Origin of the sequence: Legionella santicrucis, from assembly GCF_001468135.1 — a bacterium.
In the GTDB taxonomy this organism is placed as follows: Bacteria; Pseudomonadota; Gammaproteobacteria; order Legionellales; family Legionellaceae; genus Legionella; species Legionella santicrucis.
On record NZ_LNYU01000006.1, the window covers coordinates 58,199 to 82,743 of the forward strand.

The window sequence follows — 24,545 nt, forward strand, 5'->3', positions numbered from 1 at the left end:
TATGGGATTAACTAAAAAAAGAGTTTAGTTTTATGTCTTTCATTTAAAGTACTTGTAGAGCTCACCTCGGAGGCCAATTGTCAACAGAGCCTATATACATTAAGAAAACTATCTGCCTATAATGCATGAAGATGATATTTAAAATATACAAATTTAAATCATCATTCTCTTTATAGTTGAAATAAAAAATTAACTCTTTATTCTAATAAGGAATGAACTATGAAACATGTGTCAACTTCAGGAAATACTCATACACATACTCACCCCACGCCGGCTCACGTACACACTCATGCCCCTACTACGAACACAACTGTTGTAGTAACAAATCCACCACAAACAGTGGTAGTAACAAATCCACCGCAAACAGTGGTAGTAACTTCTACTCCCCATGGTTTTTTTACTCCTTATCAAGTGCAACATCCTAACTACCATAATCACCGCTCTCATGCTCACCAGCATCCTGATCCAAATACGCATTCTCACACTCATCGTCCTTAATGGAGGATAGCCATATCATCTAAGGATGATATAAATTTTTGGACTTGCGCTAATAGCGCGTGAATTTTAACTAAAAAATACTCATTCCAAAATTCTAAACGTCCAGGTACTCGCTCAATGGTGCGAATGTAAGACAGTCTAGGTAAGGATTGAAGTTTCGAGGCTGACTCTCAGTTTCGAAAGAACATCGCCCTCCGCGAAGGTGGAGGGTCTAAAAATCGGTCAGAAATATACGGTATATTATGCTCTTGAATCAATTCCTCGAATAATACCCTGAATCAATTTTCCCATTTTTTCAGTAATGTAAACCTCATAATCAGATATGCCTAATTGCGAAGTTCATATAATCGATAAAAATGAATTTGTTAGTTCGTTTCATTGCATCGAAAGTACTTTAGTAAAACAACACCTATTTATACTAAACCAGTCAAGTAATCCTTATTCAAATCATAATATGGAAAAGTTATTATCATTATTGTAGATTAATCTTCAGAATGGTTAAGGTTTTTGAAGCAGAATTTGATGTTGTTTCAAAATACCTAATTACTCGCCAAAAAAACTATGGTAAGTTAGTAATTTTAGTTATTATGTTTACTTACTTAAGATTTTGCGGTTTTTCAATGCGCTCTATAGTTATTGTTTTTTTAATATTTATTTGCTCTGCATTTACTCATGCAAATGAAATTAATATTTCCACAACAACCAAAAATGGAAGTACTATTTTTTTTCTGCAAGCAGGTGCATTCAATTTAGAAAAAGATGCACAACAGCGTCAAAAAGAACTTTCCGCGCTTGTGAGTGAACCAGTAAAAATTAAAAACTTATCTGATAAAAAACTTTATCTTGTACAAATTGGCCCAATTAGTGATTACCTTGCTGCACGAGATTTGCAAAATAAATTATCTAAAAAAGTCAATTCAAGCACAAATCAACAAACTACTTCCTTTGCGCCATCTAACCAAGCTGGGAATATAGAGGAGCAAGCTCAAACGCAGCCTGTTAACAGCAAATTATGGAATTTAAGAAATGCTGACATTCGCGCGGTTATCGCGGAAGTATCGCGAGTTACTGGCAAAAATTTTGTCATTGATCCTCGGGTTCAAGGAAAAATATCGATTATTTCTTCAACGCCAATGAATAATAATGAACTCTATCAAGTTTTTCTTTCAGTATTACAAGTATCTGGCTATGCTGCTATCTCAAGTGGGGCTGTTATTAAAATTATTCCTAACATAGATGCAAAAACACAATCCCCTGATATTTTGAGTGAAATAAAAAATCCCCCTCATGGGGACGACATGATGGTCGCGGTAGTACCCGTTCACTACGTCCCAGCAGAACAATTAGTTCCTGTTTTACGACCATTAATGCCTCAATGGAGTAGTATTTCAGCTTATGCCCCTTCTAATATGCTGATTTTATCAGGACGAGCCAATAATATTCATAGCCTTGCTGATATCATCAAACAAGTGGATAATTCATCTACAAGTGGAATCGATATGATCCATTTACAGCATTCATTGGCTATGGATATTGCAGCTACCTTGAAAGACCTTGTAAAAGCTCAACCCAATATGGGAGGAGCACGAACACAGACAACCATCGCAGCTGATGATCGCTCGAATTCCATTTTAATCAGTGGTTCCAAAACAGATCGAATACGAATTAGAATGTTGATCTTAAAACTAGATAAGGAAAGCTCCGAAGGTCTTAATGCGAATACTCAAGTCGTTTATCTTAATTACCTCAGAGCAGAAGATTTAGTACCTATTCTTGCTGGCATCGCACAAGCGAACTTTAGCGGTAATGTTGGCACAACGATTGGAACAATAACACGCCCCGCATTAGACAGTACAAATCCTGCCTCCAACCTTGCCAACAACGGTAATAATGCAACCACACAGAGTTCTACATCTCTTTATCCTGTAGGTGGTTCATTAACTTCATCTGGAGCAACTGCAAATACAACATCGGCATCAACTCAAAATGAAGGAACAACGAAACCCACGGTACAGATCATTGCAGAACCCAATACGAACTCGATTATTCTCAATGCTCCTGCATCAGTGATACAGATTCTAAAAAGAGTCATAGGGCAACTGGATATTAAACCCGCACAGTTACTTATCGAAGCACTTGTAGCTGAAATTAATCAAGATGATGTCAATGATTTAGGTATAGAATGGGGAAGCAATCAGCAAACAGGAAAACCAGGTGGCTTTAGAAATGGCTTTGCGATCATCAATAGTAAAACTCAAATTGAAGATTTCCAAGCACAAATTTATGCTTTGGCAAGAGCACATAAAGCCAACATTCTATCAACCCCCTCTGTTGTAGTTCTTGATAACCGCCAAGCTAAGATTTTGGTGGGAAAACAAGTTTCTGTTGCTTCCACAAATTATCCTAATAATGCCGGAGGCACAACGCCTGCAAGCCCCTATACAACTTTTGATCGAGTAAATGTGGCCTTGCATCTTTATGTTCGTCCCCAAATTACACGTGGGAATGGAATTCAGATGCAAATCGATCAAGGCAATGATACTTTAGATCCGCCAGCTACTGCAGAAGCATCTGTGAATCCAACTTTTAGAATCAGTAGCATCGTTACCTCAGTCCATGTTGAAAGTGGTGACATTGTTGTTCTAGGAGGATTAACTCAAGACAGATTAGATAATGACAACAACCGTCTACCGGTTCTAGGAGATCTTCCTGGTGTAGGTCGTTTATTTAAACGTAATGTAAATACCCGGGAAAAACGAGTTCTTATGGTTTTTATCAAACCTATTATCATACGTAATGAAAGAGATAATATGCATCTATCTGGCGAAAAATATAATAATATTCGCCAATTTGAGTTAGATTGGCTAAGATCACAAGATGCATTTGTACAAAGTAATAATGCAACAGTCATGCCTGCATTAAAACGGGCTGATTTACCAAAACCGTTTAGTCGCCCACCTTTATTAGTGACAAAGTAATGGAACATGAAGAAAAATCACTACAAATTCCCTACAGTTTTGCAAAAAACAACGGGATTGTAGTGGCTAATGAAATGACCAATAATCAGGCTACTGTTTATTATTTATCAAATACGTCCCTGCAAGCTCTAGCGGAAGTAAAACGTTTATTACAATGTGAGTTTTCTTTAAAAAAAGTAGATGAATCGGCTTTCCAGCAAGAATTAGCTCATGTTTATCAATCTAAATCATCCATATTAGATGCTGCTGGAGGCATGGAAGAAGATATGGATCTTTCATTACTCGCCAGTCAACTACCTGTTAGCGAAGATTTATTAGAAAACCAAGATGATGCCCCAATAATACGTTTGCTAAACGCTCTGTTTACTCAAGCAATAAAACAAAAAGCATCTGATATTCATATTGAAACTTATGAGGATAGAGTTTTAGTACGCAATCGTATTGATGGTGTATTGCATGAAGTTTTAGAAATTCAACGTGCCATTGCTCCTCTGGTAATTTCCAGGGTTAAAGTAATGGCAAAATTAGATATTGCAGAAAAACGCATCCCACAAGATGGGCGTATTTCACTCCGCATTGGAGGCCATAATATCGATGTACGTGTTTCTACTCTTCCCTCTAATCATGGGGAGCGTGTAGTTTTGAGGATCTTGGATAAACAAGCAGCCCAATTAGATTTAAATCTGTTAGGCATGCCTAAAACGACTCTAAAAGCGATGCGGAAAATGATTGCAGAACCTCATGGTATTATTTTGGTGACTGGTCCAACGGGTTCTGGAAAAACGACCTCTTTATATGCCATGCTGACTGAATTAAATCAGGTCACACGAAATATTCTTACCATTGAGGATCCTATAGAATATGATCTTGAAGGCATAGGACAGACCCAAGTTAATACTAAAGTACAAATGACCTTTGCTAAAGGTCTAAGGGCTATTCTCAGACAAGATCCTGATGTGGTTATGATAGGAGAAATTCGTGATCTCGAAACTGCTGAGATCGCAGTTCAAGCCAGTCTTACTGGACACCTGGTACTCTCTACGTTACATACAAATAGTGCCTTAGGAGCATTGACCCGCCTACGTGATATGGGGGTAGAATCCTTTCTTTTATCATCCAGTATTGTTGGTCTTATTGCACAACGACTGGTTAGAAAATTATGTTCCCATTGTAAAACCCCCCATCAATTAAGAGATGATGAAAAGGAACTCATGGGACTCACCTCTGATATGGACATATCCAAAGTTTTTGAACCTAAAGGTTGTGACTTATGCAATCACTTGGGTTACAGAGGAAGAACAGGTATTTATGAACTTATTACCATAGATGAAGTATTAAGAGGTATGATTCATCGTCATGAAGATCTGCAAACTATGGAAGAACATCTGCGCCCGACAAGTCCTAGCATTCGTGATGATGGTTTTAAACGAGTACTTGCTGGAGATACTTCGCTTGCTGAAATTCTTCGAGTAACAACACAAAGTTAAAAATAATAAGCGAATACCCTGAGCTATTTATAATGATCTTTATATACAACTACTCTTGATTGTAAGCGTCCACAATGGCGCCAACTTACTGATTCCTATTTTTCTGTAGAAGACGTGGTGCACAATTCCCTGATTACGACTGCGTCTGATTCAGGCTACTTAAGTTACCGAAAGGATTAATTTGGCATATTGCGCAAAAATAAATCTATTTACCAAGAGACAAAAGCATACATCCTGAACAGGCACCTTGATTTTTATACTAAAACTTTTCTCTTTATTAACCTGCACCAATAAAATAACTTTGATTTAAACTCCCAAGATTCGCAATTCTAACTCTTGGTATACATATAAGCCCCTGCTCCTCTACTTCCGGGACAATACTATGTTCCAGAATCTCAAGCAACGTTTTTCCTAACGCTGATTTCATTGCAGCTCGCTCTTCATTTTCCATCCAATAAAGCTGAAGGTAAACTTTTGCTGCCTTAGAGTTGTTTAAACCAATATAAGAATAACTTTCTTGAATAACTCCACTATAAGCAGTATTCACATCCATATTGGGTACAATTCGCAGAGCATCATGAATCATCTCGAAAAGGCTTTTAAAATTAATAAGATTGGCATGTATATTTTGAGAAATGATAAGCGTTAACTGAGGCATTATTAATTCCTATATTTTTGGAGATCATGCTACAACATAGGATTTATGGCAAGCCTAACTTCATCCTCAATGATATCCACGCATCATCCACCTAAAGCAATATATAATTTAACAGTATCCTGATAACGTTGGGCTTGTGCACGGACATAACCTAATCGAGCTTGTGCATAATCTCGTTCAGCATTAAGAATTTCTAAAACCCCAACATTTCCTTCATTAAAACTAACCCTAGCCAATTTCAAAGAGTTTTTCGCTGTGTTCACTGCTTTTTTTTGCAACATTACTTCTTCCTCATCATGTAACAATGCATAAAGCACATCATGTACTTCTCCAAAAGCATTTAAAACAATTTGCTGATAGTTTGCATAAGCTGATTGATAAGCATGTATGGATGCTCGGCGTTGTGCATGCAATGCCCCTCCATTAAAAATGGGCGTAGTTAAGTTTCCAATAAGACTCCAGGCATTAGAAGAACCATTGAATGGAATAAGTGCTTCTTGCATGGCTGTAGCTGATATAGTGATATTAGGGTAAAGTTGTGCCGTGGCAATTCCAATATCTGCACTTGCAGCATGAAGTATAGACTCCGCAGCAAGAATATCTGGTCTTTTATGCACCAGTTTAGAAGGAAGACTCAATGGTAATTCTTTAGGTAAAGTAATATCTTTTAACCTAAAAGTATCTATTTTAAAATGTGCTGGAGGAATACCCAGTAAAATACTTAGCTTACTTTGTGCAACTTTTATTCGTTGATAGAGAGGGGGTAACAGAGTTTCATCTTTAGTTAATTGGCTTTGAGCACTTAAAACTTGTGTTTGAGTAGTTGCTCCCAAATCAAAAGCTTTTCGTACCAATCGCACGTTTTTTTTATCATCAAGAATGATTTCTTGAGTAGCAGTTAACTGAGAATTTAATTCGGCTATTTCTAAAAAAGCTTCTGCAATATTACCAGTAACCGTAAGATAGGTAGCATTCAATTCTTGTTGCTGATAATCCGCTATAGCCTGTTGTTTTTCAATTGTGCGGCGAGTGCCCCCAAATACATCTAAAATATAATTTGCGCTAGGGCCTATTTGATAATAAGTAAATGCTGGAATAGACGTATCAATTGGTCCAAATGAAGCAGCGCCATACTTTTGGCGACCAATACCTGCATCCAGGGTTCCCTGTGGCCATAATTGTCCTTTAGCAACTTTTACCATTTCACGTGCCTGGGCCAGGTTTTCTTGCATGATTGTTAAGGAATAATTATGCTTTTTCCCTTGCTGCATCATTTCATTTAATGCCGATGAATGAAATGATGTCCACCAATTTGTTGGTACATACTTTAATTTAAGATCCCTTCCTCCAAATTGTTTTTTTATTTTTGCAGTGTACGTTTTACTAGGTACAGCAGTAGGCTTCACGAAATCAGGGCCAACAGCACATGAAGTCAATAAATTAATCCCTACCCCAAAAAATAAATAATACGGATACAAATTCATAGGTTAATCCACAGCAATTGAATGTTCTACTTTGTCTTTAGGTTTTTTTATAAAACAGAGCAAAGGCAGCACGCCAAGGGTAATAAGCATCATTAATTTAAAATCGTCAATATATGCAATCATCGTTGCTTGATTAGTGAGCATATAATTTAAAGAAACCAATCCTGTCTGTGTTGATACATCAATATGATTAGCAAAATAAGCAGGATTTGCTGCGATATTATAAGGTGTTATATGAGAAGCGAGTACGCCATGATTAATTTGCGTATTACTCGTTAACAAACTTGTTACTATTGAAATCCCTATGCTACTGCCTATATTTCTCATCAAATTAAATAAAGAAGTGCCTTCGTTGCGTAAATCCCCCAGGAGAGTAGAAAATGTAAGTGTGCTTAAAGCAACATAGGCTAAACCGATACCAAAACCTTGTACCACACCAACCCAAATAATTGCCCATGAGTCGATATACAAAGAATAAGAGGTCATTCCCCAAAGAGAAAAAGCAGTGGTGAGCAAGCCTGCACCAACTAAAAAACGAGGATCTACTTGATTAATAATTTTTCCTACCAATATCATAGCTACCATAGTTCCCACTCCTCGAGGCGCAGTAACTATACCCGCAGTGATCACAGGATAATTTAATTGGTTTTGAAGCAAAGGAGGAATTAAAGCAAGGGTTGCAAAAAGAACTATTCCAAGAACAAAAATCAATACATTACCTGCTACAAAATTACGATCCTTAAATATTTCAAGATTTATAAAGGGCGTCTTATAAGTGATGCTATGAATCAGAAAAAGATAAAATCCTAGTCCAGAAATAATTGTTTCCAGTATAATTTCTGGAGAACTAAACCAATCTTTTAACTCTCCTCGATCAAGCATTAATTGTAAAGCGCTGACGCCAATGCTTAGTGTGATAAAACCCATAAAATCAAATCGGCTTTTTTGTGCTTTTGTCTCTGATAGGAAAAAATAAAGTCCAATGAACGAAAGAATGCCAATAGGAACATTGATGTAGAAAACCCAACGCCAATTATAATTTTCAGTGAGCCAACCGCCTAATGCAGGGCCTAATATAGGTCCAAGGGTTACACCTACACCCCACAAGGCCATTGCTTTACCAAAATTTTCTTTCGAATTAATATCAAATAAAATAGATTGTGATAAAGGTACTAATGCTGCCCCAAAGACACCTTGCATGAGCCTAAAAATAACCATTTCAGGTAAGCTTCCCGCAATTCCGCATAAAATCGAAGAAAAGGTAAATCCTGCTATTGATGTTAAAAAAACCAATTTTCGTCCCAAATAACCTGCCAACCATCCTGTCAGTGGGATTGCAATAGCTGCTGCAACAATGTATGAAGTAAGAACCCAGGACATTTGATCTTGGGTAGTGGCCAGTGAACCTTGCATGTGTGGCAAAGCGACATTGGCAATAGTAGAGTCAAGTGATTGCATGATGGTAGCGAGCATCACAGAAAAAGTAATTGCTTTATAAGGTATACTTTCTCTAGAAAGAGTGGTTGTAGAAAAATTATTCATTTCTATTTGTTGAAAAAATTCGACGATGTTGAGTATCCACAGTCACTACAACACTTAAGCCTGATTTTAAAAAAGGCATTTTTTCTACATCCTTAATGGCTATGCGTATAGGTATTCTTTGTGTAATTTTCACCCAATTTCCTGTGGCATTCTCTGGAGGTAATAGAGAAAAAGTAGCACCAGTACCAGGGCTAGTACTTACCACATAACCTGATATTTTTTTATCACTGTATGCATCAATCACAATAATTGCATTTTGTCCTGGTTTTATATTGGTTATTTGTGTTTCCTTTAAATTAGCCTCAACCCATATATTTTTATTGGAAATCAAAGCAAATACTGCGGCACCTGCATGGATATAATCACCAGGCTGTATTTGTTCTACCTTAGTCACAATGCCATCCATAGGCGCTTTAATTACTGTATATGAAAGATTAAGCTCTGCACGACTAACTTGCGCCTTAGCTTGTTGAACTAAAGGGTGTTTATCCACAGATATGTTCTCATTATTCCCCAAATTAGCTAGTGCATTTGCCATCTGCTGCTGGGCTGCTGTCAATTGCTGTGTTGCATTTTCTAAAGCATTGGTAGCTTTATTTAATTGCCTTTGTGAGGAAATACCTGAGGCAGCCAATTTTTTTTGACGATTATATTCTTGTTGCATGTAGCTAAATGTTTGTTGTGCTTTTATTGTATTAGCTTCACGTTGTTTATAAGTTGCTTTGAGCGCTTGTACTTGTAAACGTGTATTGATTAATTCTGCTTTAGCTTTTTCCAACGCAATTTTATAAGGCTGATCATCAAGGCTAAATAAAGGAGTTCCTTCTGTCACTTTTTGATTATCATGTACATAAATTTTTACAACCTGACCAGGTACATTAGCACTAATGGCTGCTTTGGCGGCTTGGATGTATGCATTATCCGTAGAAATGTAACGCCCACCAAATAAATAACACAACAAAATGACCAAAAAAAGAATAAGTGGAACACCAACAAGCAAAAAACGTCTATGCTCTTGCATCCAGTTTGTTAACTTCATTTTGAACCACACATTTACAGATTAAAGCATATTTAAACATACAATTTGACATAATAAGTAAAAATTGTCAAACTTTATTATGTTCTTATTTTTTATAAATTGACTTTTTATCTCAATTTAAGATAATTAAAAAATGACTCAGGAACTCACCATAATACATTGTGATAAAAGAAAAGAATTAATTCTTAAAGCCGCTCTTAAATGTTTTTTACAGTTTGGATACAGTAAAACATCAATGGAAGACGTGGCTAAAGAGGCTAACTTATCCCGACCACTAATTTATTTAAAGTTCAAAAATAAAGAAGAACTCTACATTGCGGTTATTGAATACTTAACCGAGGGTCGTATTGAAAAAGCGAAGCAAGCCCTAGAATCTCATGAATCCAAAAAACAAAAACTCATGAAATTTTATGAGATTTTGTTATTAAAACCTTGGGAACAAGTTATGGAAAGGCCTATGTCTGCTGATTTGTATTGGGCATATAAAACGCTCTTTCAGGAACTTGCTCAAAAACATAAATTGCTCGCATTACAATGTATAGAGAACATTTTTGAGAATAAGGAAATTGCCCTCTTATTTGTTTTGGCGGTCGAGGGTTTAAAATCTGATCTACCAGATACACAAACACTAAAAAATCGCTTAAAAATGCTTATAGAGCGTTTTGTATAAATGGCATGAACTAACATAAAAGGCATAGAAATCTTTTATGTCGTTAAACGAACATATCCTGTAACGCTTGTCCCTAGAGGAAAGGATGGACTCGTAGTAAAAAAATTGCCTATTTAATCTATTATAATCGAACAGTTATCGCCAAGAACTACCAAAGTTACTGTAGTGTCTTTTGTTAAAGTTTTAGAGCCACAGATAACATCATCCCCAAAAACTGTATGCTTTCTAAAGCCAAATACATATTTCTTATTTGAAGGTCCTCTACCTGAATAAGATTTTCCTGCAGTACCACTTTTTTTTCCTTCGACTACAAACCCTAATGCCGCCGCCGTTTTTTCATTTGTTTTCACATGAACTCGAATAGTGTCGTTGGCAAAAACATCAGTTGAAAAAAAGAAAATGGTGAAGCAGCTTAATATTATTAGTGAACTCCTTTTCATAATACTCTCCTTGTAATTATGATATTTTACTATAGCTCATTTTTCGTCATGTAAATATTAATTACTCACCTAAACGGACAAAAAACTCCTATGAAAATCAAGTTCTAATGGTTACTATATAAAGAACTTTATGATGATAAGATGGAAATTAGGTTATTGTTAAAGGATTTATTATGAGGCTAATCAGAGGAATTGCTTGCTTGAGCTTATATGCATTAGCATCCTGTACTATCTCTCTACCTCAACAAAGCCAAGTTAAAAATATAAGAGCAGTCCCAAACATGGAACATGCTATTAAAAAAAATCTGCAAAAAAAGGAAGTTTTTTCTCAAGGAAAATGGCCAAACAAACAATGGTGGTTGTCTTATAATTCTCCTGAACTTAATCTCCTAGTCACAGAAGCTTTAGGTTATAACCCATCAATTCAGGAAGTCAAAAAGCGCATTGAGGTAGCGAAACAGCAAGCGATAGTTACACGGTCGGTGCTCTTCCCATTAGTCTTTTTTAACGCAGATGAGAACAGACAATATATCAGTCACAACGGTTTATATCGCGCATTCAATCCATCATTCCCTTTAAATGCTAACCTTTTAGATCTTTCTCTTTCATTTAATTATGAAGTTGATTTTTGGGGGCAAAACCGTAATCTCTTTCGTGCTGCTCTAGGAGAAGCAAAAGCGCAAGAAGCAGAAGCAGCTGAAGTAGAGTTAATTACAAGCACTGCAACAGCACAAGCTTATTTTGCTTATAAAACAAATCTTATAAGAAAGAAATTATACGTACAATTAATTAACGTACGACAAAAAATTGCAAAATTACAAAACTTATTAGTACAAAAAGGACTTTCTTCAAAATTACCTGCATTAGAAACTTCGGAAAAATTATTTGAAGCAAAAAAACTACTCTCAAGTATTACTGATGAACTTACCGCAAATAAACATTTGATTAATATTTTAACCGGACATGGACCTGATAGTCCTTTATCAATCAACTCCTCGCTTCCAAGCTTGCCTAAGTCATTGAATATTCCTCAAATACTGCCTTTAGATTTCTTGGCTCGCAGGCCTGATCTTATGGCACAAATTTGGCGTGCTAAGGCTTTGGCCTATAAAACAGGGGCAGCAATGGCCGAATATTATCCCAATATAAATCTTGTTGGTCTTCTTGGTCTGGAAAGTACCGGCTGGAAAAAACTTTTCGATATATCAAGTGGTACAGCAGCATTTAGACCTGCATTAAGTTTACCTATTTTCACTGCGGGAGCGATACGAGCCAATATCAAAGCAACTAAAGCACAATTCGATGCAGCAATTGATGCCTACAACAGCTTGCTCCTATACAGCACCCAAGAAGTTCTTGATGTCTTAGCATTTGCTGAGGACATTTATCAACAAAAGGAAGAACAAGAGCATGTAGTTGAATTGGCAAAACAACGTTATGAACTCAGTTATTTGCGCCAGAAAAAAGGATTAGATAGTCTATTCGATCTTTATTTTTTGCAAGAAGAGGTCATTCAAAAAAGGATTGTAGACGTTACTTTACTATATAACCAATACTTAGCTTCAATAAAATTGACCAAAGCCTTAGGAGGCGGTTACTACCAAAATACGATACCCTTGGTGAAAAACTCATGAACAAGAAATCTCCCTCTTTCTATTTTACAATCATTCTTTTTGTTCTATTTCTTTTTCTTTTGTTGTATTGGTTTATTGTTTGGAGAAACGAAGTTTACACCAATGATGCCTATGTCCAAGGAAACCAAGTTTATATCAAATCCTTACATCCCGGATTTGTTACAGGTATTTATACTGATGATAGTTTTCTTGTAAAAAAAGGACAACTGATTGTTTCTTTAAATGAAACAGACTCTCTTATCGCTCTTGAAAAAGCGAAAAAGAAGCTCGCTCAAACAGTACGTGATGTATGTCAGGCATTTCACGATGTATTTATATTAGCCGCAGACATAGACGTAAAAAAAGCAGAACTGCTAAAAGCACAGCAAAATCTGAAACACCGCTATGACGTAATTGATGCCAAAGGAGTTTCTTTGGAGGATTATCAGCATGCACAAGACGATCTTAAAGCCTCAATGGCTTCACTAAAAAGCACTAAAAATAATTATCAAAAAATGCTCGCTTTTGTACAAGGTACCTCAATTATTGAACATCCCTGGGTACAGGAAGCAGCCCAAGAAGTACGTGATGCCTGGGTTCAATTATATCGATGTAAAATTTATGCTCCTGTAGATGGTCTTATAGCACAAAGAACTATTCAGGTAGGCATGTGGATCTCCCCTAAAGATCCTCTGATGTCCATTATTCCGTTGGATCAAATATGGGTTAACGCCAACTATAAGGAAACACAACTCAAAAAAATGCGTATTGGACAAAAAGTTAAATTTACTTCAGATCTTTATGGTTCTAGTGTTGTGTTTCATGGCAAAATTGTAGGTTTACCTGGAGGAGCAGGCAATGCTTTTTCATTATTACCTCCTGAAAACCTCTCCGGAAATTGGATTAAAATCGTCCAAAGGTTACCTGTTCGAGTGGCACTAGTACAAGATGAGTTAAAAGAACATCCTCTTCGAATTGGTCTCTCTTTAGAAGTCACAACTGATCTGGCTGATCAAGATGGCCCTTTAGTACCTACATCTACTTCGGACTCGCCTCATTATGTGACTGATATTTTTCAAAAAGAAGAAACTGGTGATAAAGAGCTAATAGCGGAAATTATTAAAAACAATTTAGATCCGAATCTCCAAGTATATGCTAATACACCTCTTATTTTAAATAAATTTGCTTTAAATGAGAGATAATAAATAATGATTCTCTATATTTTGCTCTTAGCACTTGCTGCCGTCATTTTCAATCTCACCTTACCAATAATGGCGGGTCTTTATATTGTAAGTGATCTAGGTGGCAGCACCTATATGACTTCCTATACCGTCAGTTTTTTTTGTATTGGAAATCTTTTAGGAGTCCCTTTGGGAAAACCTGCAGCAACCCGTTTAAGTCCCATACAACTTTTTGTAGTCTGTCTCAGTTTGACTGCTTTATTCTCGTGGGGATGTGCCACTGCTACGGATTTTTTCAATTTTATCTTATTTAGGTTTTTAGAGGGATTCGCTTCGGGGCCAATGTTTCTTCTAATTACTTATACACTTATTCCCTTATTATCTTCTAACAAAGATAAAGTCTATATTCTTTCCTTAGTCTTAATTTGTCTTTCAATAATTCCCGTCATTGGCGCCTCATATGGAGCATGGATTGCTTATGACTATCATTGGCGATTTCTGTTTTTCTCTAATGTTCCTTTATGTATCTTTTTAATTTTGTATGTTGGTTATGGTTATAGAAGATACCATGCACCCGTAAAAGAAATTGTTTTTGATAAACTTGGATATTTTTATTATTGTGTAAGTATCGTTTTTATCGGAGCTGCTTTAACAACTGGCCAAGAATTAGATTGGTTTCGTTCTTCTTTGATCACTTTTTTACTAATTGTGGGAGTAATCTGTTTTATTTTCTTCGTATTACGCAGTTGGTCCGCTAAAAATCCAATTGTTGATTTGCAACTGCTGAAAAATTTTTATTTTTCACTGGCAATGATCTACATTGCATTACTTTTTGCAATCTATTTCGGTATGGTCATTTTGCTGTCCTTATGGCTGAAACTCTATGTCAATTACACTCCAGATTGGATTGCTTTAATTATAGGAACAATGGCATTTTGTGGATGGATCCCTGTGGTTCTTAATAAAAAGCAATATAAACCATTTCCTCCATTAATAATTGCCTTATTCTTTTTTGCCATTTCTTGTTTTTATACCTGCTATTTTAATGTAGATATTAATTTCAATCGAATTGCATTTTCTCGAGGTCTAGCAGGCATTGGACTTGCATTATTTTTATCTCCCCTCTTCCAATTATCAATGCATACTTTTCCTGAAACAAAACTGGCTGAATGCATTTGCTTTTTCCATGTGTCACGCTTAATTGGGAGTGGATTGGGAGTCGCATTATTCCCCATTTTATGGCATAGACGAGAAGTTTTTTTTCATTTGCGTTTAGGAAGCAGCTTAACCGTATTCTCTCAGGAAACACAGTTATTTTTAGCACGAGCAAAACTATTACATATTCAAGGCGAACATGCCTCTGCCCAATTAAATTACTATTTGACGCGACAAGCTACTGCTCTTGCCTTAGATGACTGCTTTTACCTTATGGGTTGGATAACAATCATTTTAATGATTTTTTTAATCATCGCTTTTTTATTTCGTTTCAAAAGAACCAAAGTTCCAATAAAAAAAGATGAAAGCTCATTATTAATAATGGAACGATCCTAATAGAAAAAATATTGGAGCATTTAGACTTTTTATCCAAATAAACGAAGAATGATGTATTGTTTAAGAAAATTCTAGCACTTCGCCCCCCAATCCATTCATTGAGTAAATAGCTTGTTATTCTCTCCATCGAGTGCTTGAGGAATAAGGTAAGTTAACCTGCTTTAATTTTTTCATCATCGCGCAAATTCCAATGCCCCAGGCCTTATCTGGAAATTTGATATGTCTTATTAAAAAAATGATTTGTACAAATTTTGTATAGTTTGTTTAAATTAAATAATTAGGCTTATTAAGGAAATTGATACAGGAGCTTTTACAATATGACTGCAATGAAATATGATTCAAATGAAGAACGCATTAAATTTTGTAATGAAATTGTTCCTACTGAAAGATATTCTTATCGGCAAAAAATATTTGTTACATTAAACACTCAAGAATTTGAAGCAAAAGTTAAGTCTTTTCTTTCTACAGATACCCCCTTTGCCGGATCGAAACCTCCATTACAAAAAGCTTCTGAGCTATTTAAAGAATCTTTTATCATAGGTGAGGCCCATGCTGATATCAGTCCTAAAAAATTTTTGATAGAAAATATTAAAAATATGAAAGAACATGGATGTGAAATTTTATTCATGGAGCATTTATTTTATGATACTCAAGAGGAACTGGATAAATTCTTCGAAACAGGAGATATTTCTGATATTTTAATGCAGCAACTAAACGCTATGAACCGACACGGAACAAGTCATTTTTATGGCCCTACTAGAGATATTTCAGCCTCTTTGTGGAATGAGCATGACTATATAGCAGTGCTACATGCTGCTCGTAAAGCAGGTGTCAGAATAGTTGGAGTGGATATAAGTACCGTTTACGAAACTCAAGCTATCGACATTGGTAGTGAGCAGAAAACCAATACTCGAATCCCGTACATGAATTATACGGCAGCAAAAATCATGCAACGTGAAATTAGCTCATTACCGCCAGAGAAAAAATGGTGCGGACTTATGGGAAATGCCCATGTGAGTACCTTTGAAGATACACCAGGCATTACTGATATATTTGGTGTAAGAAGTGTATATGTTTTTGACCAACAAAACTGGAAAAACTCAGATACTCGGTGTAAAAAAGTTGCTGAGTTTAATACTGAATCAGTCATATTAGGCGGAAGAGATATATTCAAAGGTGAAGCGATTTTTAAAATCGATCCAAGATCAAGTACAACATCATTAATCAATTCAAACCCAGCAACAAGATTTAGAGATTTTTTAGATAGAAATCGATCACATAAACCACTTACAACAAAACAAGAAAATTTGGCAATACAGTATTTAGCTAGTCTCAAAATAGATGAACTATGCAAACATTTTGGATTTAATGATAAAGAAATACAACATTTAAGCTCGTATCATTTTGTGGATAAAATTACTCCAGTTAACCTCAGCAAACCTAAAAATGAGAATGATACATTTTGCTTTCAGATTGAAGAAAACCATTTAAGGGCTAAACCATACACTCTTTATGTATCTAAAGATAAATTAATAGAATTTGCTGCGCTACAACAATTAGAAATGAAGCAACAAAAGGCTCATGAACATAGTTTTTCTCCTTCCTAATTGTGGGTAAAGGATGTAAACGCTGCTGAGAATAAAGATTGAATCTAGTTGGGATTAAGAGTACGAAGATCTAGATCCCAACCCATATACTGACCCTGATGATACTCATCCCCTGGCTCACATAATGGCATTTTAAGCATACCAAACACTTATAAATGACCGCAGTATTCGACTACAATCAAAATTGCATAGGATCTTTTATTCTACCTTACGCCAAGTAGTCCCATTAGCTCCATCTTCTAACTCGATACCTTTGCTTAATAAGTCCGCTCTTATCTGATCGGCGCGTTCCCAATTACGCTCAGTACGTGCTTGAAGTCGCTCATTGATTAATTGTTCTATTGATGCTTTGTCTTCGTCATCTAATCCTGACTGTAAGAAAGAGGAAGGATCTGTTTGCAATAGCCCCATAATATTTCCCAAATATTTCAAAGTAGCGGCTAAAATAGGCGAATTACTTTTATTAACTTCATGACTAAGCTGAAACAAAACAGATAAAGCAACGGGAGTATTAAAATCATCATTCATTGCTTGATTAAATTCGTTAATCCAATGATTATCTAATTCACCATCTGCAATAATACGACTGTCTTTGATGGTTTGATACAACCGGATTAATGCCTTTTTAGCATTGGTTAAGTTTTCTTCCGAATAATTTAACGAACTGCGATAATGACTACTTAAAAGAAAATACCGCACCACCTCTGGATGATGTTTTGCTAAAACATCTGCAATAGTAAAAAAATTACCTAATGATTTTGACATTTTTTCATTATTAACCTGCAACATTCCTACATGCAGCCAATAATTTGCAAAAGGTTTTTCAGTAGCAGCTTCACTCTGAGCGATTTCATTCTCATGATGAGGAAATTGCAAATCCAACCCTCCCCCGTGAATATCAAACTGCTCACCTAATTCACTCATTGCCATCGCCGAACATTCAATATGCCAACCTGGACGTCCTTCGCCCCAAGGGGAAGGCCAACTAGGCTCACCTGGTTTCGCTTTTTTCCATAAAACAAAATCTAATGGAGAACGCTTTTCCTTAACAATTTCAACCCGAGCTCCGGCCACTAATCCCTCTAGATCTTTATTGGATAATTTACCATAGTCAGTAAATGAATTGACCTGATAACATACATCACCATTGTCGCTAAGATAGGCATTTCCTTTAGCAAGCAACCGTTCAATTAAATGAATAATGCTATGAATATGTTCTGTAGCACGTGGCTCTCCATCCGGGGGTAAAATATTTAATGCCTGCGTATCCTCATTCATTGCTGCGATATATTGAGCGGTCAACTCATCTATAGGTATCGCTCGTTCATGTGCACGTGCAATAATTTTATCGTCAATATCCGTAATATTACGGATATATTTCACATCATACCCCTGGGAGCGCAGATAGCGGACAACGACATCAAAAGCAACCATAGAGCGCGCATGACCGATATGACAACGATCATATACTGTAATACCACAAACATAGATACCAATTTTTCCAGGTGAAATGGAAACAAACGGCTCTTTTGTTCTGGTTAAAGAATTATATAAATGCAACATATTTGTCCCTCTTAACTCACTTTTCCCCAAGTATCCTTCAGATCCACCACACGATGAAAAGCACCAACACATCCCTCTTTTAATTCATTAACACAATAATATCCTAAGCGTTCAAACTGAAACACTTCACCCAATGGCTGATTAGCTAATGCTGGCTCACAATAACCTTGTTTTATTTGTAATGAATTATGATTTAAAAACTGGAAGAAATCCTCTTCTCGACCAGGATTAGGATCATTAAATAAACGATCATATTCCAATATAGCCACCGGATAGGCATGTTTGCAAGATACCCAATGAATCACTCCCTTAACTTTCCTGTCTTCGGGATTCTTTCCTAAAGTATTTTCATCATAGGTACAACGTAATTCAATAACAGTTCCTTGTTCATCATATATTACATCATGACATTTAATCACGTAAGAGTGACGTAAACGTACTTCAGCACCAGGTGATAAGCGATGATATTTTTTGGGTGGCTCTTCCATAAAATCAGAACGCTCGATAAAGATTTCTCGCGTAAACGGCAAATCCCGTGTACTTGAATTTGGATCTTGTGGATTATATGCAGGCTTTAATAATTCAGTTTGATTCTCAGGATAATTTTCAATGACTATTTTTAACGGCTCCATAACACATAAAGCACGTTTTGCCGTTCGATTTAGCTCAGCACGGACACATTCTTCAAGCACTGACATATCAATTACTGAATCACTACGTGATACACCAATTACCTCGCAAAATTGGCGAATTGCTGCAGGAGGATATCCACGTTTACGCATCGCCCGCAAAGTAGGCATTCGAGGATCATCCCACCCTGACACCGCTTTTTTTTCAACCAGCGCACGTAATTTACGTTTTGAAGTAATTGTATGCGATAAATTTAAACGGGCAAATTCTGTCTGTATCGGTTTAGCAGGTAACGGTAAATGTTCAACAAACCAATCATAAAGAGGTCGGTGATCTTGAAACTCTAAAGTACACAAAGAATGCGTAATTTTTTCTAACGCATCAGAAATAGGATGTGCATAATCATACATAGGATAAATGCACCATTCATCGCCTGTACGTTGATGATATGCATGGCGAATGCGATATATTACAGGATCGCGCATATTCACATTACCTGATTCCATGTCAATTTTTGCTCGCAACACGTGGGCCCCATCAGGAAACTCACCTGCTTTCATACGCGCAAATAAATCTAAGCTTTCTTCAACAGGTCTATTCCTGTAAGGACTTTCACGACCAGGTTCTTGCAAAGTACCACGATAAGCACGAATTTCATCCATACTGAGGCTATCAACATAAGCCATATCTTTTTTAATTAAAAGTACGGCAAAATCATAAAGCTCATGATAATAGTCAGATGAGTGAGTCATCGCATGCCAATCAAAACCTAACCAACGAACATCTTCAATAATGGCATTGACATACTCCTCTTCTTCTTTCATGGGGTTTGTATCATCAAAACGTAAATAACAAATCCCTCCAAACTCTTGTGCCAAACCAAAATTCACACAAATCGCTTTAGCATGTCCAACATGCAAATAACCATTAGGTTCTGGTGGAAAACGGGTAACTACAGACTTATGCTTACCACTCGCTAATTCATCAGCAATCAATTGTCTTATAAAATGAGCTCGCTTTTCAGTTATTTCAATCATTATTTTATCCATTATTGTCCATGGCATGTCGCATGGAATAAATTAAATCTGCTCCGGCCTGTAACATATCATTATTCGTATTATAAGCATCCAGAATACTCGTAATTAAGGCAGCCCCTACAATAATACCATCTGTAAAACGAGCAATTTGTGCTGCCATTTCTGCTGTTTTTATACCAAAACCAACCATTAAGGGAAGAGTAGTTTGCGCTTTTCGGTGTTGGTATTGAGCTTTTAAAGATTCTATATCAAGCGCATCAGAACCAGTAACACCTTTTAAAGACACATAGTATAAATAACCCTTAGCAAACTTACTTATTAAGGCCATGCGCTCGTCTGAAGTTGTAGGCGAACAAAGGAAGATACTGTACAGACCATATTTTTGCCAGATTTTAGCAATTTCTTCACTTTCTTCAGGAGGTAAATCTACTATAATCGTTCCATCAATACCCGCTGCTACAGCTTGTTGTGCAAAAAGCTCATAGCCAAAATGCTCTATGGGATTTAAATAGCCCATAATAATCACTGGGGTTTCTTGATCCTGAACACGAAATTCTTTTACCATATTCAATACTGTATGGCAGTGCACGTCCTGGGCAAGTGCCCTCTCCATAGCACGTTGAATCACAGGCCCTTCGGCCATAGGATCGGAAAATGGTATACCTAACTCTAAAATATCTGCGCCAGCTCTTACTAACTCACGCATTAACTTCACGGTGATCTCTGGATAAGGATCTCCTGCTGTAATATACGGACTGAGCATTTTTTTGCCACTCATCTTAAGACGCATCAAGGTGTTGTCAATTCGGTTCATACGCTAATCCCATCAATTTGTGCCACAGTATGCATGTCTTTATCGCCACGACCCGATAAATTCACGATAATATTTTGATTTAGGGACAGTGTCTTCGCGAGTTTCATGGCATAAGCAATAGCATGACTGGATTCAAGAGCTGGAATAATGCCTTCAACACGTGTTAAAGTTCGAAACGCGTGTAAGGCTTCATCATCATTAATTGCCTCATAAATTGCGCGTCCAGTATCCTTCAAATAAGCATGCTCAGGTCCTACACCAGGATAGTCGAGGCCTGCAGAAATCGAGTGAGTGTCCTTAATTTGACCGTGTTCATCACAAAGCAAATAAGTTCGATTACCATGTAAAACACCTGGTTTTCCGGCTATAAGTGAAGCAGAATGTTCGCCACTTTCCAAACCTTTTCCTCCAGCTTCAACACCATAAAGAGCAACTGCCGTATCATTCAGAAAAGGATAAAATAAGCCAATTGCATTAGAGCCTCCACCTACACAGGCAACTAAAGCATCTGGCAAACGACCTGTTTTTTCTAGAATCTGTGCTTTCGCTTCAATACCAATCACTGATTGAAAATCTCTAACCATTTGCGGATAAGGATGTGGCCCTGCAACTGTTCCAATGATATAAAATGTATCATCAATATGGCTCACCCAATCACGCATGGCTTCATTCAAAGCATCTTTCAGCGTACGTGATCCTGCTGTCACAGGAACAACCTCCGCCCCCAACAATTTCATGCGGTAAACATTAGATGCTTGACGTTTTATGTCTTCAGCTCCCATATAAACCACACATTCCAAGCCTAATTTAGCCGCGACAGTAGCTGAAGCCACTCCGTGTTGTCCTGCTCCGGTTTCTGCAATAACTCGAGTTTTTCCCATCCGTTTAGCGAGTAATGCTTGTCCCACAGTATTATTAATTTTGTGTGCGCCGGTGTGATTCAAATCTTCTCGCTTTAAATAGATTTGCGCCCCACCGATTTCCTGACTTAAGCGCCGAGCATGATACAGTGGATTAGGTCGTCCTACATAATCTTTTAATTCAGCATGCAATTCTGCAAGAAAATTAGGATCTTGTCGGTATTTCGCATAGGCCTCTTCTAATTCTTTCAAAGCATGCATCAACGTATCCGCTACAAAAATACCGCCATAAGGACCGAAATGTCCACGTTCATCGGGAAGTTCTTTTTTGTTCATTAATCTACCTTTCTCAACCTCTTAAAATGTATACTGGACACAACAAAGCAAAAAACCAAGCTTCTTCAGTTTTCGAATTCCACTGCGCGGCGCCTAATTTACTATCTGCTCCATAATCTCTGCATAAACCGACTCATTTTGCCATGATCTTTAACTCCAGGCGAGGCCTCAATCCCACTACATAGATCTACAGCATAAGGATGACATACTTCAATTGCTTTAAGCACGTTAGATTCATCTATGCCTCCAGCCAATATATAAGGCTTTGCTATCTCTTGAGGGATAACTTTCCAGTCAAAGGCAAGCCCCGTTCCACCTCTTGCTGAATTAGAGGGAGTATCCAATAACAAAGCGCGAGCCATCGCAAATTCTCGTGCTGCTTGTTGAATATATTCTGCCGAATCAGCATGTATCGCTTTAATAAAAGGTTTTTTAAATTGTTGGCAAAATTCTGCTGATTCATCACCATGAAATTGCAATAACTGAATTGGCAGTTCCTCTATGATTTTTTGCACTAAATCTTGTTCAGGATTCACCAAAACAGCAACAGAATTCACAAATGCAGGAAGACCGCTGAGTAAAACCTTTGCTTGCTCAATAGAAATAAATCGGGTACTTTTTGGATAAAAAACTAAACCAATAGCATCTACACCTAAATTTACAGCACATGCGATATCTTCGCTACGCGTCATGCCACACATCTTGACTCGTACACGTGATGAATTCAATTATTTCTCCAAAAGAAACATAGGGCCCGGGCAATTCTGTAATATAGAAAACTCTTGAGGGTAGTTTACTTGCACTAAATACAATCCATAGGCAGGTGCTGTTTCAGCCCCTAACCGTCTATCTTTTGCTTTAAGCACTTCCTCTACCCAAAAAACGGGTTTTTTTCCTGAGCCTACTGCAATGAGAACACCAGCAATATTTCGTACCATATGATGTAAAAAAGCATTAGCAGTAATATCAATTACTATCAAATCTCCCATTCGGTTCACTTGAAGCTTATGCACATTCCGCATTGGAGTATTCGACTGACATTCAACAGAGCGAAATGAGGTAAAATCATTTTCACCCAATAAAACTTGAGCTGCTTGATGCATGAGGCGATGATCTAATTGTCTGTATTGCCATGTTACATTACTGCGCAACAGTGCTGGTCTTATAGCACTATTATAAATCACATAGCGGTACCGTCTCGCAGTTGCCGAATATCTTGCGTGAAACTCTTCTGAGAGCTCTTTTCCCCATTTTACACATATATCTTTAGGTAAAAATGAATTTACACCATGGATCCATGCGCGAATACTGCGCTGCTTCTCACTGTCAAAATGAATTACTTGATTTGTTGCATGCACACCAGTATCAGTTCTCCCAGCACAAACTACGGATATAGGGAGATCTGCTACTTTAGATAAAGCGTTTTCTACAGCCTGTTGTACAGTATGCAATCCTGTTTGTGCTTGCCAGCCATGATACTTGCTACCATCATACTCAAGCACTAAAGCGATTCGCATTGGTTATTCCTGATAAAAGGGTCAATTTATAATACAGCATTTGTTTTGTCTATACTTTACCAGAATTGATTTCAAGTTTACTAATATTATAATTATTTCTGCTTGATAAATTTACCGTTACATTGCTCTCCCTTGTTGATTTATTGAATTCATTTATGATAGCTTCTTGGCTTGCAAATTAGGAATTAGCTAATTGATACATATCTATAACAATCTGTATTAAAAATTTGAGACTTAAATTTATGAAATGGAATTTATTTTATCCATGTATTCCCGCCCTGTTACTTGTATGTCATAACGCCTCTTTTTCTAAAAATGCTGGGGACGTACAAAGCCCATCATTTCAATCGGTTTTTAATGCTCAAGGGAACTGGTTTATTTCTCTTGGGGCAGGAGCACAATTTCCTGAGTTGCACTCTCATGTACAAGTAAATAATGGATCTGAATTTTCAGCACCTTATAATTATGATCAATACTCAATCACCAATAACAATGGAGCAGTTATCGCAGCATCTGTAGGACGTCGATGGCAAAATGACAATATTTGGTTTCCTTCCTATTCACTTAGCATATTTTGGCAGTATTTTTTCAAAACCCAGCTCAATGGTAAGATTACACAATATTCCTTACCCCAATTTACTAATTACAATTATAATTTAGACTTTACTTCAAACCTTCTATTAATCTCAGGAAAAATGAATTTATTTAAGCATGGAATGTTTTCACCTTATATCAATGGAGGAATAGGAAGCTCTTTTAATAAGGTCTCTAATTATAATGAAACAGCCTTAGCAGGTGTGACACCACGAGTTAGCCCAAGATTCAGAACCGCCAATACCAGTGAATTTGCCTACAATATAGGTGCAGGTGTAGATGTACATTTTTTACCTCAGTTTATTTTTTCCTTAGGTTATCTTTATCAAGATTTGGGCCCATACTCTTCGGGTAATGGAGTTGGAACATGGTCAAATCAATCATTCAATCCAGGCTCTTACCATTCCAATGAAATTTTAGTCAGCATGACTTATTTGTTTTGACAA

General features: G+C 36.9%; 20 protein-coding genes. 9 read left to right on the forward strand and 11 right to left on the reverse strand.

Annotation, left to right across the window (positions count from 1 at the left end):
* Nucleotides 1-219 precede the first annotated feature (219 nt).
* From Lsan_RS01440 to lspE, 3 genes are all read left to right on the forward strand, one after another.
* Entirely contained in the window at nucleotides 220-498 is a 279-nt protein-coding gene (locus tag Lsan_RS01440; RefSeq protein WP_058512762.1) for a hypothetical protein, read from the forward strand.
* 620 nt (nucleotides 499-1,118) lie between these two features.
* Complete coding sequence (gene lspD / locus Lsan_RS01445; RefSeq protein WP_058512814.1) at nucleotides 1,119-3,476, forward strand: GspD family T2SS secretin variant LspD; 2,358 nt, start codon at nucleotides 1,119-1,121, stop codon at nucleotides 3,474-3,476.
* Complete coding sequence (gene lspE, locus Lsan_RS01450) at nucleotides 3,476-4,963, forward strand: GspE family T2SS ATPase variant LspE (protein ID WP_058512763.1); 1,488 nt, start codon at nucleotides 3,476-3,478, stop codon at nucleotides 4,961-4,963. The genes lspD and lspE overlap by 1 nt, the downstream gene beginning before the upstream one ends.
* A 277-nt stretch (nucleotides 4,964-5,240) precedes the next feature.
* Here lspE and Lsan_RS01455 read toward each other — a convergent pair whose 3' ends face one another.
* The 4 genes from Lsan_RS01455 to Lsan_RS01470 all read right to left on the reverse strand — a co-directional run bounded on the left by Lsan_RS01455 (nucleotide 5,241) and on the right by Lsan_RS01470 (nucleotide 9,686).
* Nucleotides 5,241-5,621: a hypothetical protein gene (locus Lsan_RS01455; protein ID WP_058512764.1), complete on the reverse strand. Its 381-nt coding sequence runs from the start codon at nucleotides 5,619-5,621 to the stop codon at nucleotides 5,241-5,243.
* A gap of 83 nt (nucleotides 5,622-5,704) precedes the next feature.
* Complete coding sequence (locus Lsan_RS01460) at nucleotides 5,705-7,105, reverse strand: efflux transporter outer membrane subunit (protein WP_058512765.1); 1,401 nt, start codon at nucleotides 7,103-7,105, stop codon at nucleotides 5,705-5,707.
* 3 nt (nucleotides 7,106-7,108) lie between these two features.
* Nucleotides 7,109-8,647: a DHA2 family efflux MFS transporter permease subunit gene (locus tag Lsan_RS01465; protein WP_058512766.1), complete on the reverse strand. Its 1,539-nt coding sequence runs from the start codon at nucleotides 8,645-8,647 to the stop codon at nucleotides 7,109-7,111.
* Complete coding sequence (locus tag Lsan_RS01470) at nucleotides 8,640-9,686, reverse strand: HlyD family secretion protein (protein WP_058512767.1); 1,047 nt, start codon at nucleotides 9,684-9,686, stop codon at nucleotides 8,640-8,642. The genes Lsan_RS01465 and Lsan_RS01470 overlap by 8 nt, the downstream gene beginning before the upstream one ends.
* Before the next feature lie 133 nt (nucleotides 9,687-9,819).
* Between Lsan_RS01470 and Lsan_RS01475 the strand changes: the two genes are divergently transcribed.
* Nucleotides 9,820-10,356, forward strand: a complete 537-nt coding sequence (locus tag Lsan_RS01475; RefSeq protein WP_058512768.1) for a TetR/AcrR family transcriptional regulator — start codon at nucleotides 9,820-9,822, stop codon at nucleotides 10,354-10,356.
* Between the two features lie 113 nt (nucleotides 10,357-10,469).
* Here Lsan_RS01475 and Lsan_RS01480 read toward each other — a convergent pair whose 3' ends face one another.
* Nucleotides 10,470-10,796, reverse strand: a complete 327-nt coding sequence (locus tag Lsan_RS01480; protein ID WP_058512769.1) for a hypothetical protein — start codon at nucleotides 10,794-10,796, stop codon at nucleotides 10,470-10,472.
* A 173-nt stretch (nucleotides 10,797-10,969) separates the two neighbouring features.
* Here Lsan_RS01480 and Lsan_RS01485 point away from each other — a divergent pair, with 173 nt between their 5' ends.
* The 4 genes from Lsan_RS01485 to Lsan_RS01500 all read left to right on the forward strand — a co-directional run bounded on the left by Lsan_RS01485 (nucleotide 10,970) and on the right by Lsan_RS01500 (nucleotide 16,748).
* The gene (locus tag Lsan_RS01485; RefSeq protein ID WP_058512770.1) at nucleotides 10,970-12,430 is read left to right on the forward strand and encodes an efflux transporter outer membrane subunit; all 1,461 of its coding nucleotides are present in this window, start codon (nucleotides 10,970-10,972) and stop codon (nucleotides 12,428-12,430) included.
* Nucleotides 12,427-13,611, forward strand: a complete 1,185-nt coding sequence (locus Lsan_RS01490) for an HlyD/EmrA/EmrK family protein (protein WP_058512771.1) — start codon at nucleotides 12,427-12,429, stop codon at nucleotides 13,609-13,611. Before Lsan_RS01485 ends, Lsan_RS01490 begins: the two co-directional genes overlap by 4 nt.
* 6 nt (nucleotides 13,612-13,617) lie before the next feature.
* Nucleotides 13,618-15,141 carry an MFS transporter gene (locus Lsan_RS01495; RefSeq protein WP_058512772.1) on the forward strand — a complete coding sequence of 508 codons (1,524 nt, stop codon included), beginning with the start codon at nucleotides 13,618-13,620 and terminating at the stop codon, nucleotides 15,139-15,141.
* Between the two features lie 317 nt (nucleotides 15,142-15,458).
* Nucleotides 15,459-16,748, forward strand: coding sequence for a membrane-targeted effector domain-containing toxin (locus Lsan_RS01500; protein WP_058512773.1), 1,290 nt, complete (start codon nucleotides 15,459-15,461; stop codon nucleotides 16,746-16,748).
* A 198-nt stretch (nucleotides 16,749-16,946) separates the two neighbouring features.
* Here Lsan_RS01500 and cysS read toward each other — a convergent pair whose 3' ends face one another.
* The 6 genes from cysS to truA all read right to left on the reverse strand — a co-directional run bounded on the left by cysS (nucleotide 16,947) and on the right by truA (nucleotide 23,505).
* Nucleotides 16,947-18,311 (reverse strand): cysteine--tRNA ligase, encoded by a 1,365-nt coding sequence (gene cysS / locus Lsan_RS01505; protein ID WP_058512774.1) that lies wholly within the window; start codon nucleotides 18,309-18,311, stop codon nucleotides 16,947-16,949.
* An 11-nt stretch (nucleotides 18,312-18,322) separates the two neighbouring features.
* Nucleotides 18,323-19,978, reverse strand: coding sequence for a glutamine--tRNA ligase/YqeY domain fusion protein (locus Lsan_RS01510; protein ID WP_058512815.1), 1,656 nt, complete (start codon nucleotides 19,976-19,978; stop codon nucleotides 18,323-18,325).
* 4 nt (nucleotides 19,979-19,982) lie between these two features.
* Complete coding sequence (gene trpA, locus Lsan_RS01515) at nucleotides 19,983-20,792, reverse strand: tryptophan synthase subunit alpha (protein WP_058512775.1); 810 nt, start codon at nucleotides 20,790-20,792, stop codon at nucleotides 19,983-19,985.
* On the reverse strand, nucleotides 20,789-21,988 hold the full coding sequence (gene trpB / locus Lsan_RS01520; protein WP_058512776.1) for a tryptophan synthase subunit beta: 1,200 nt from the start codon (nucleotides 21,986-21,988) through the stop codon (nucleotides 20,789-20,791). Before trpB ends, trpA begins: the two co-directional genes overlap by 4 nt.
* A 101-nt stretch (nucleotides 21,989-22,089) precedes the next feature.
* Entirely contained in the window at nucleotides 22,090-22,716 is a 627-nt protein-coding gene (locus tag Lsan_RS01525) for a phosphoribosylanthranilate isomerase (RefSeq protein WP_058512777.1), read from the reverse strand.
* Complete coding sequence (truA, locus tag Lsan_RS01530; RefSeq protein WP_058512778.1) at nucleotides 22,717-23,505, reverse strand: tRNA pseudouridine(38-40) synthase TruA; 789 nt, start codon at nucleotides 23,503-23,505, stop codon at nucleotides 22,717-22,719. It lies immediately after the preceding gene.
* Nucleotides 23,506-23,747: 242 nt separating this feature from the next.
* Here truA and Lsan_RS01535 point away from each other — a divergent pair, with 242 nt between their 5' ends.
* Entirely contained in the window at nucleotides 23,748-24,542 is a 795-nt protein-coding gene (locus Lsan_RS01535) for an outer membrane protein (protein ID WP_058512779.1), read from the forward strand.
* Nucleotides 24,543-24,545: the final 3 nt, after the last annotated feature.

Coding starts and splice junctions, on each gene's coding strand:
- Lsan_RS01440 (WP_058512762.1), top strand. CDS start 220: ATGAAACATGTGTCAACTTCAGGAAATACTCATACACATACTCACCCC.
- lspD (WP_058512814.1), top strand. CDS start 1,119: ATGCGCTCTATAGTTATTGTTTTTTTAATATTTATTTGCTCTGCATTT.
- lspE (WP_058512763.1), top strand. CDS start 3,476: ATGGAACATGAAGAAAAATCACTACAAATTCCCTACAGTTTTGCAAAA.
- Lsan_RS01455 (WP_058512764.1), bottom strand. CDS start 5,621: ATGCCTCAGTTAACGCTTATCATTTCTCAAAATATACATGCCAATCTT.
- Lsan_RS01460 (WP_058512765.1), bottom strand. CDS start 7,105: ATGAATTTGTATCCGTATTATTTATTTTTTGGGGTAGGGATTAATTTA.
- Lsan_RS01465 (WP_058512766.1), bottom strand. CDS start 8,647: ATGAATAATTTTTCTACAACCACTCTTTCTAGAGAAAGTATACCTTAT.
- Lsan_RS01470 (WP_058512767.1), bottom strand. CDS start 9,686: ATGAAGTTAACAAACTGGATGCAAGAGCATAGACGTTTTTTGCTTGTT.
- Lsan_RS01475 (WP_058512768.1), top strand. CDS start 9,820: ATGACTCAGGAACTCACCATAATACATTGTGATAAAAGAAAAGAATTA.
- Lsan_RS01480 (WP_058512769.1), bottom strand. CDS start 10,796: ATGAAAAGGAGTTCACTAATAATATTAAGCTGCTTCACCATTTTCTTT.
- Lsan_RS01485 (WP_058512770.1), top strand. CDS start 10,970: ATGAGGCTAATCAGAGGAATTGCTTGCTTGAGCTTATATGCATTAGCA.
- Lsan_RS01490 (WP_058512771.1), top strand. CDS start 12,427: ATGAACAAGAAATCTCCCTCTTTCTATTTTACAATCATTCTTTTTGTT.
- Lsan_RS01495 (WP_058512772.1), top strand. CDS start 13,618: ATGATTCTCTATATTTTGCTCTTAGCACTTGCTGCCGTCATTTTCAAT.
- Lsan_RS01500 (WP_058512773.1), top strand. CDS start 15,459: ATGACTGCAATGAAATATGATTCAAATGAAGAACGCATTAAATTTTGT.
- cysS (WP_058512774.1), bottom strand. CDS start 18,311: ATGTTGCATTTATATAATTCTTTAACCAGAACAAAAGAGCCGTTTGTT.
- Lsan_RS01510 (WP_058512815.1), bottom strand. CDS start 19,978: ATGATTGAAATAACTGAAAAGCGAGCTCATTTTATAAGACAATTGATT.
- trpA (WP_058512775.1), bottom strand. CDS start 20,792: ATGAACCGAATTGACAACACCTTGATGCGTCTTAAGATGAGTGGCAAA.
- trpB (WP_058512776.1), bottom strand. CDS start 21,988: ATGAACAAAAAAGAACTTCCCGATGAACGTGGACATTTCGGTCCTTAT.
- truA (WP_058512778.1), bottom strand. CDS start 23,505: ATGCGAATCGCTTTAGTGCTTGAGTATGATGGTAGCAAGTATCATGGC.
- Lsan_RS01535 (WP_058512779.1), top strand. CDS start 23,748: ATGAAATGGAATTTATTTTATCCATGTATTCCCGCCCTGTTACTTGTA.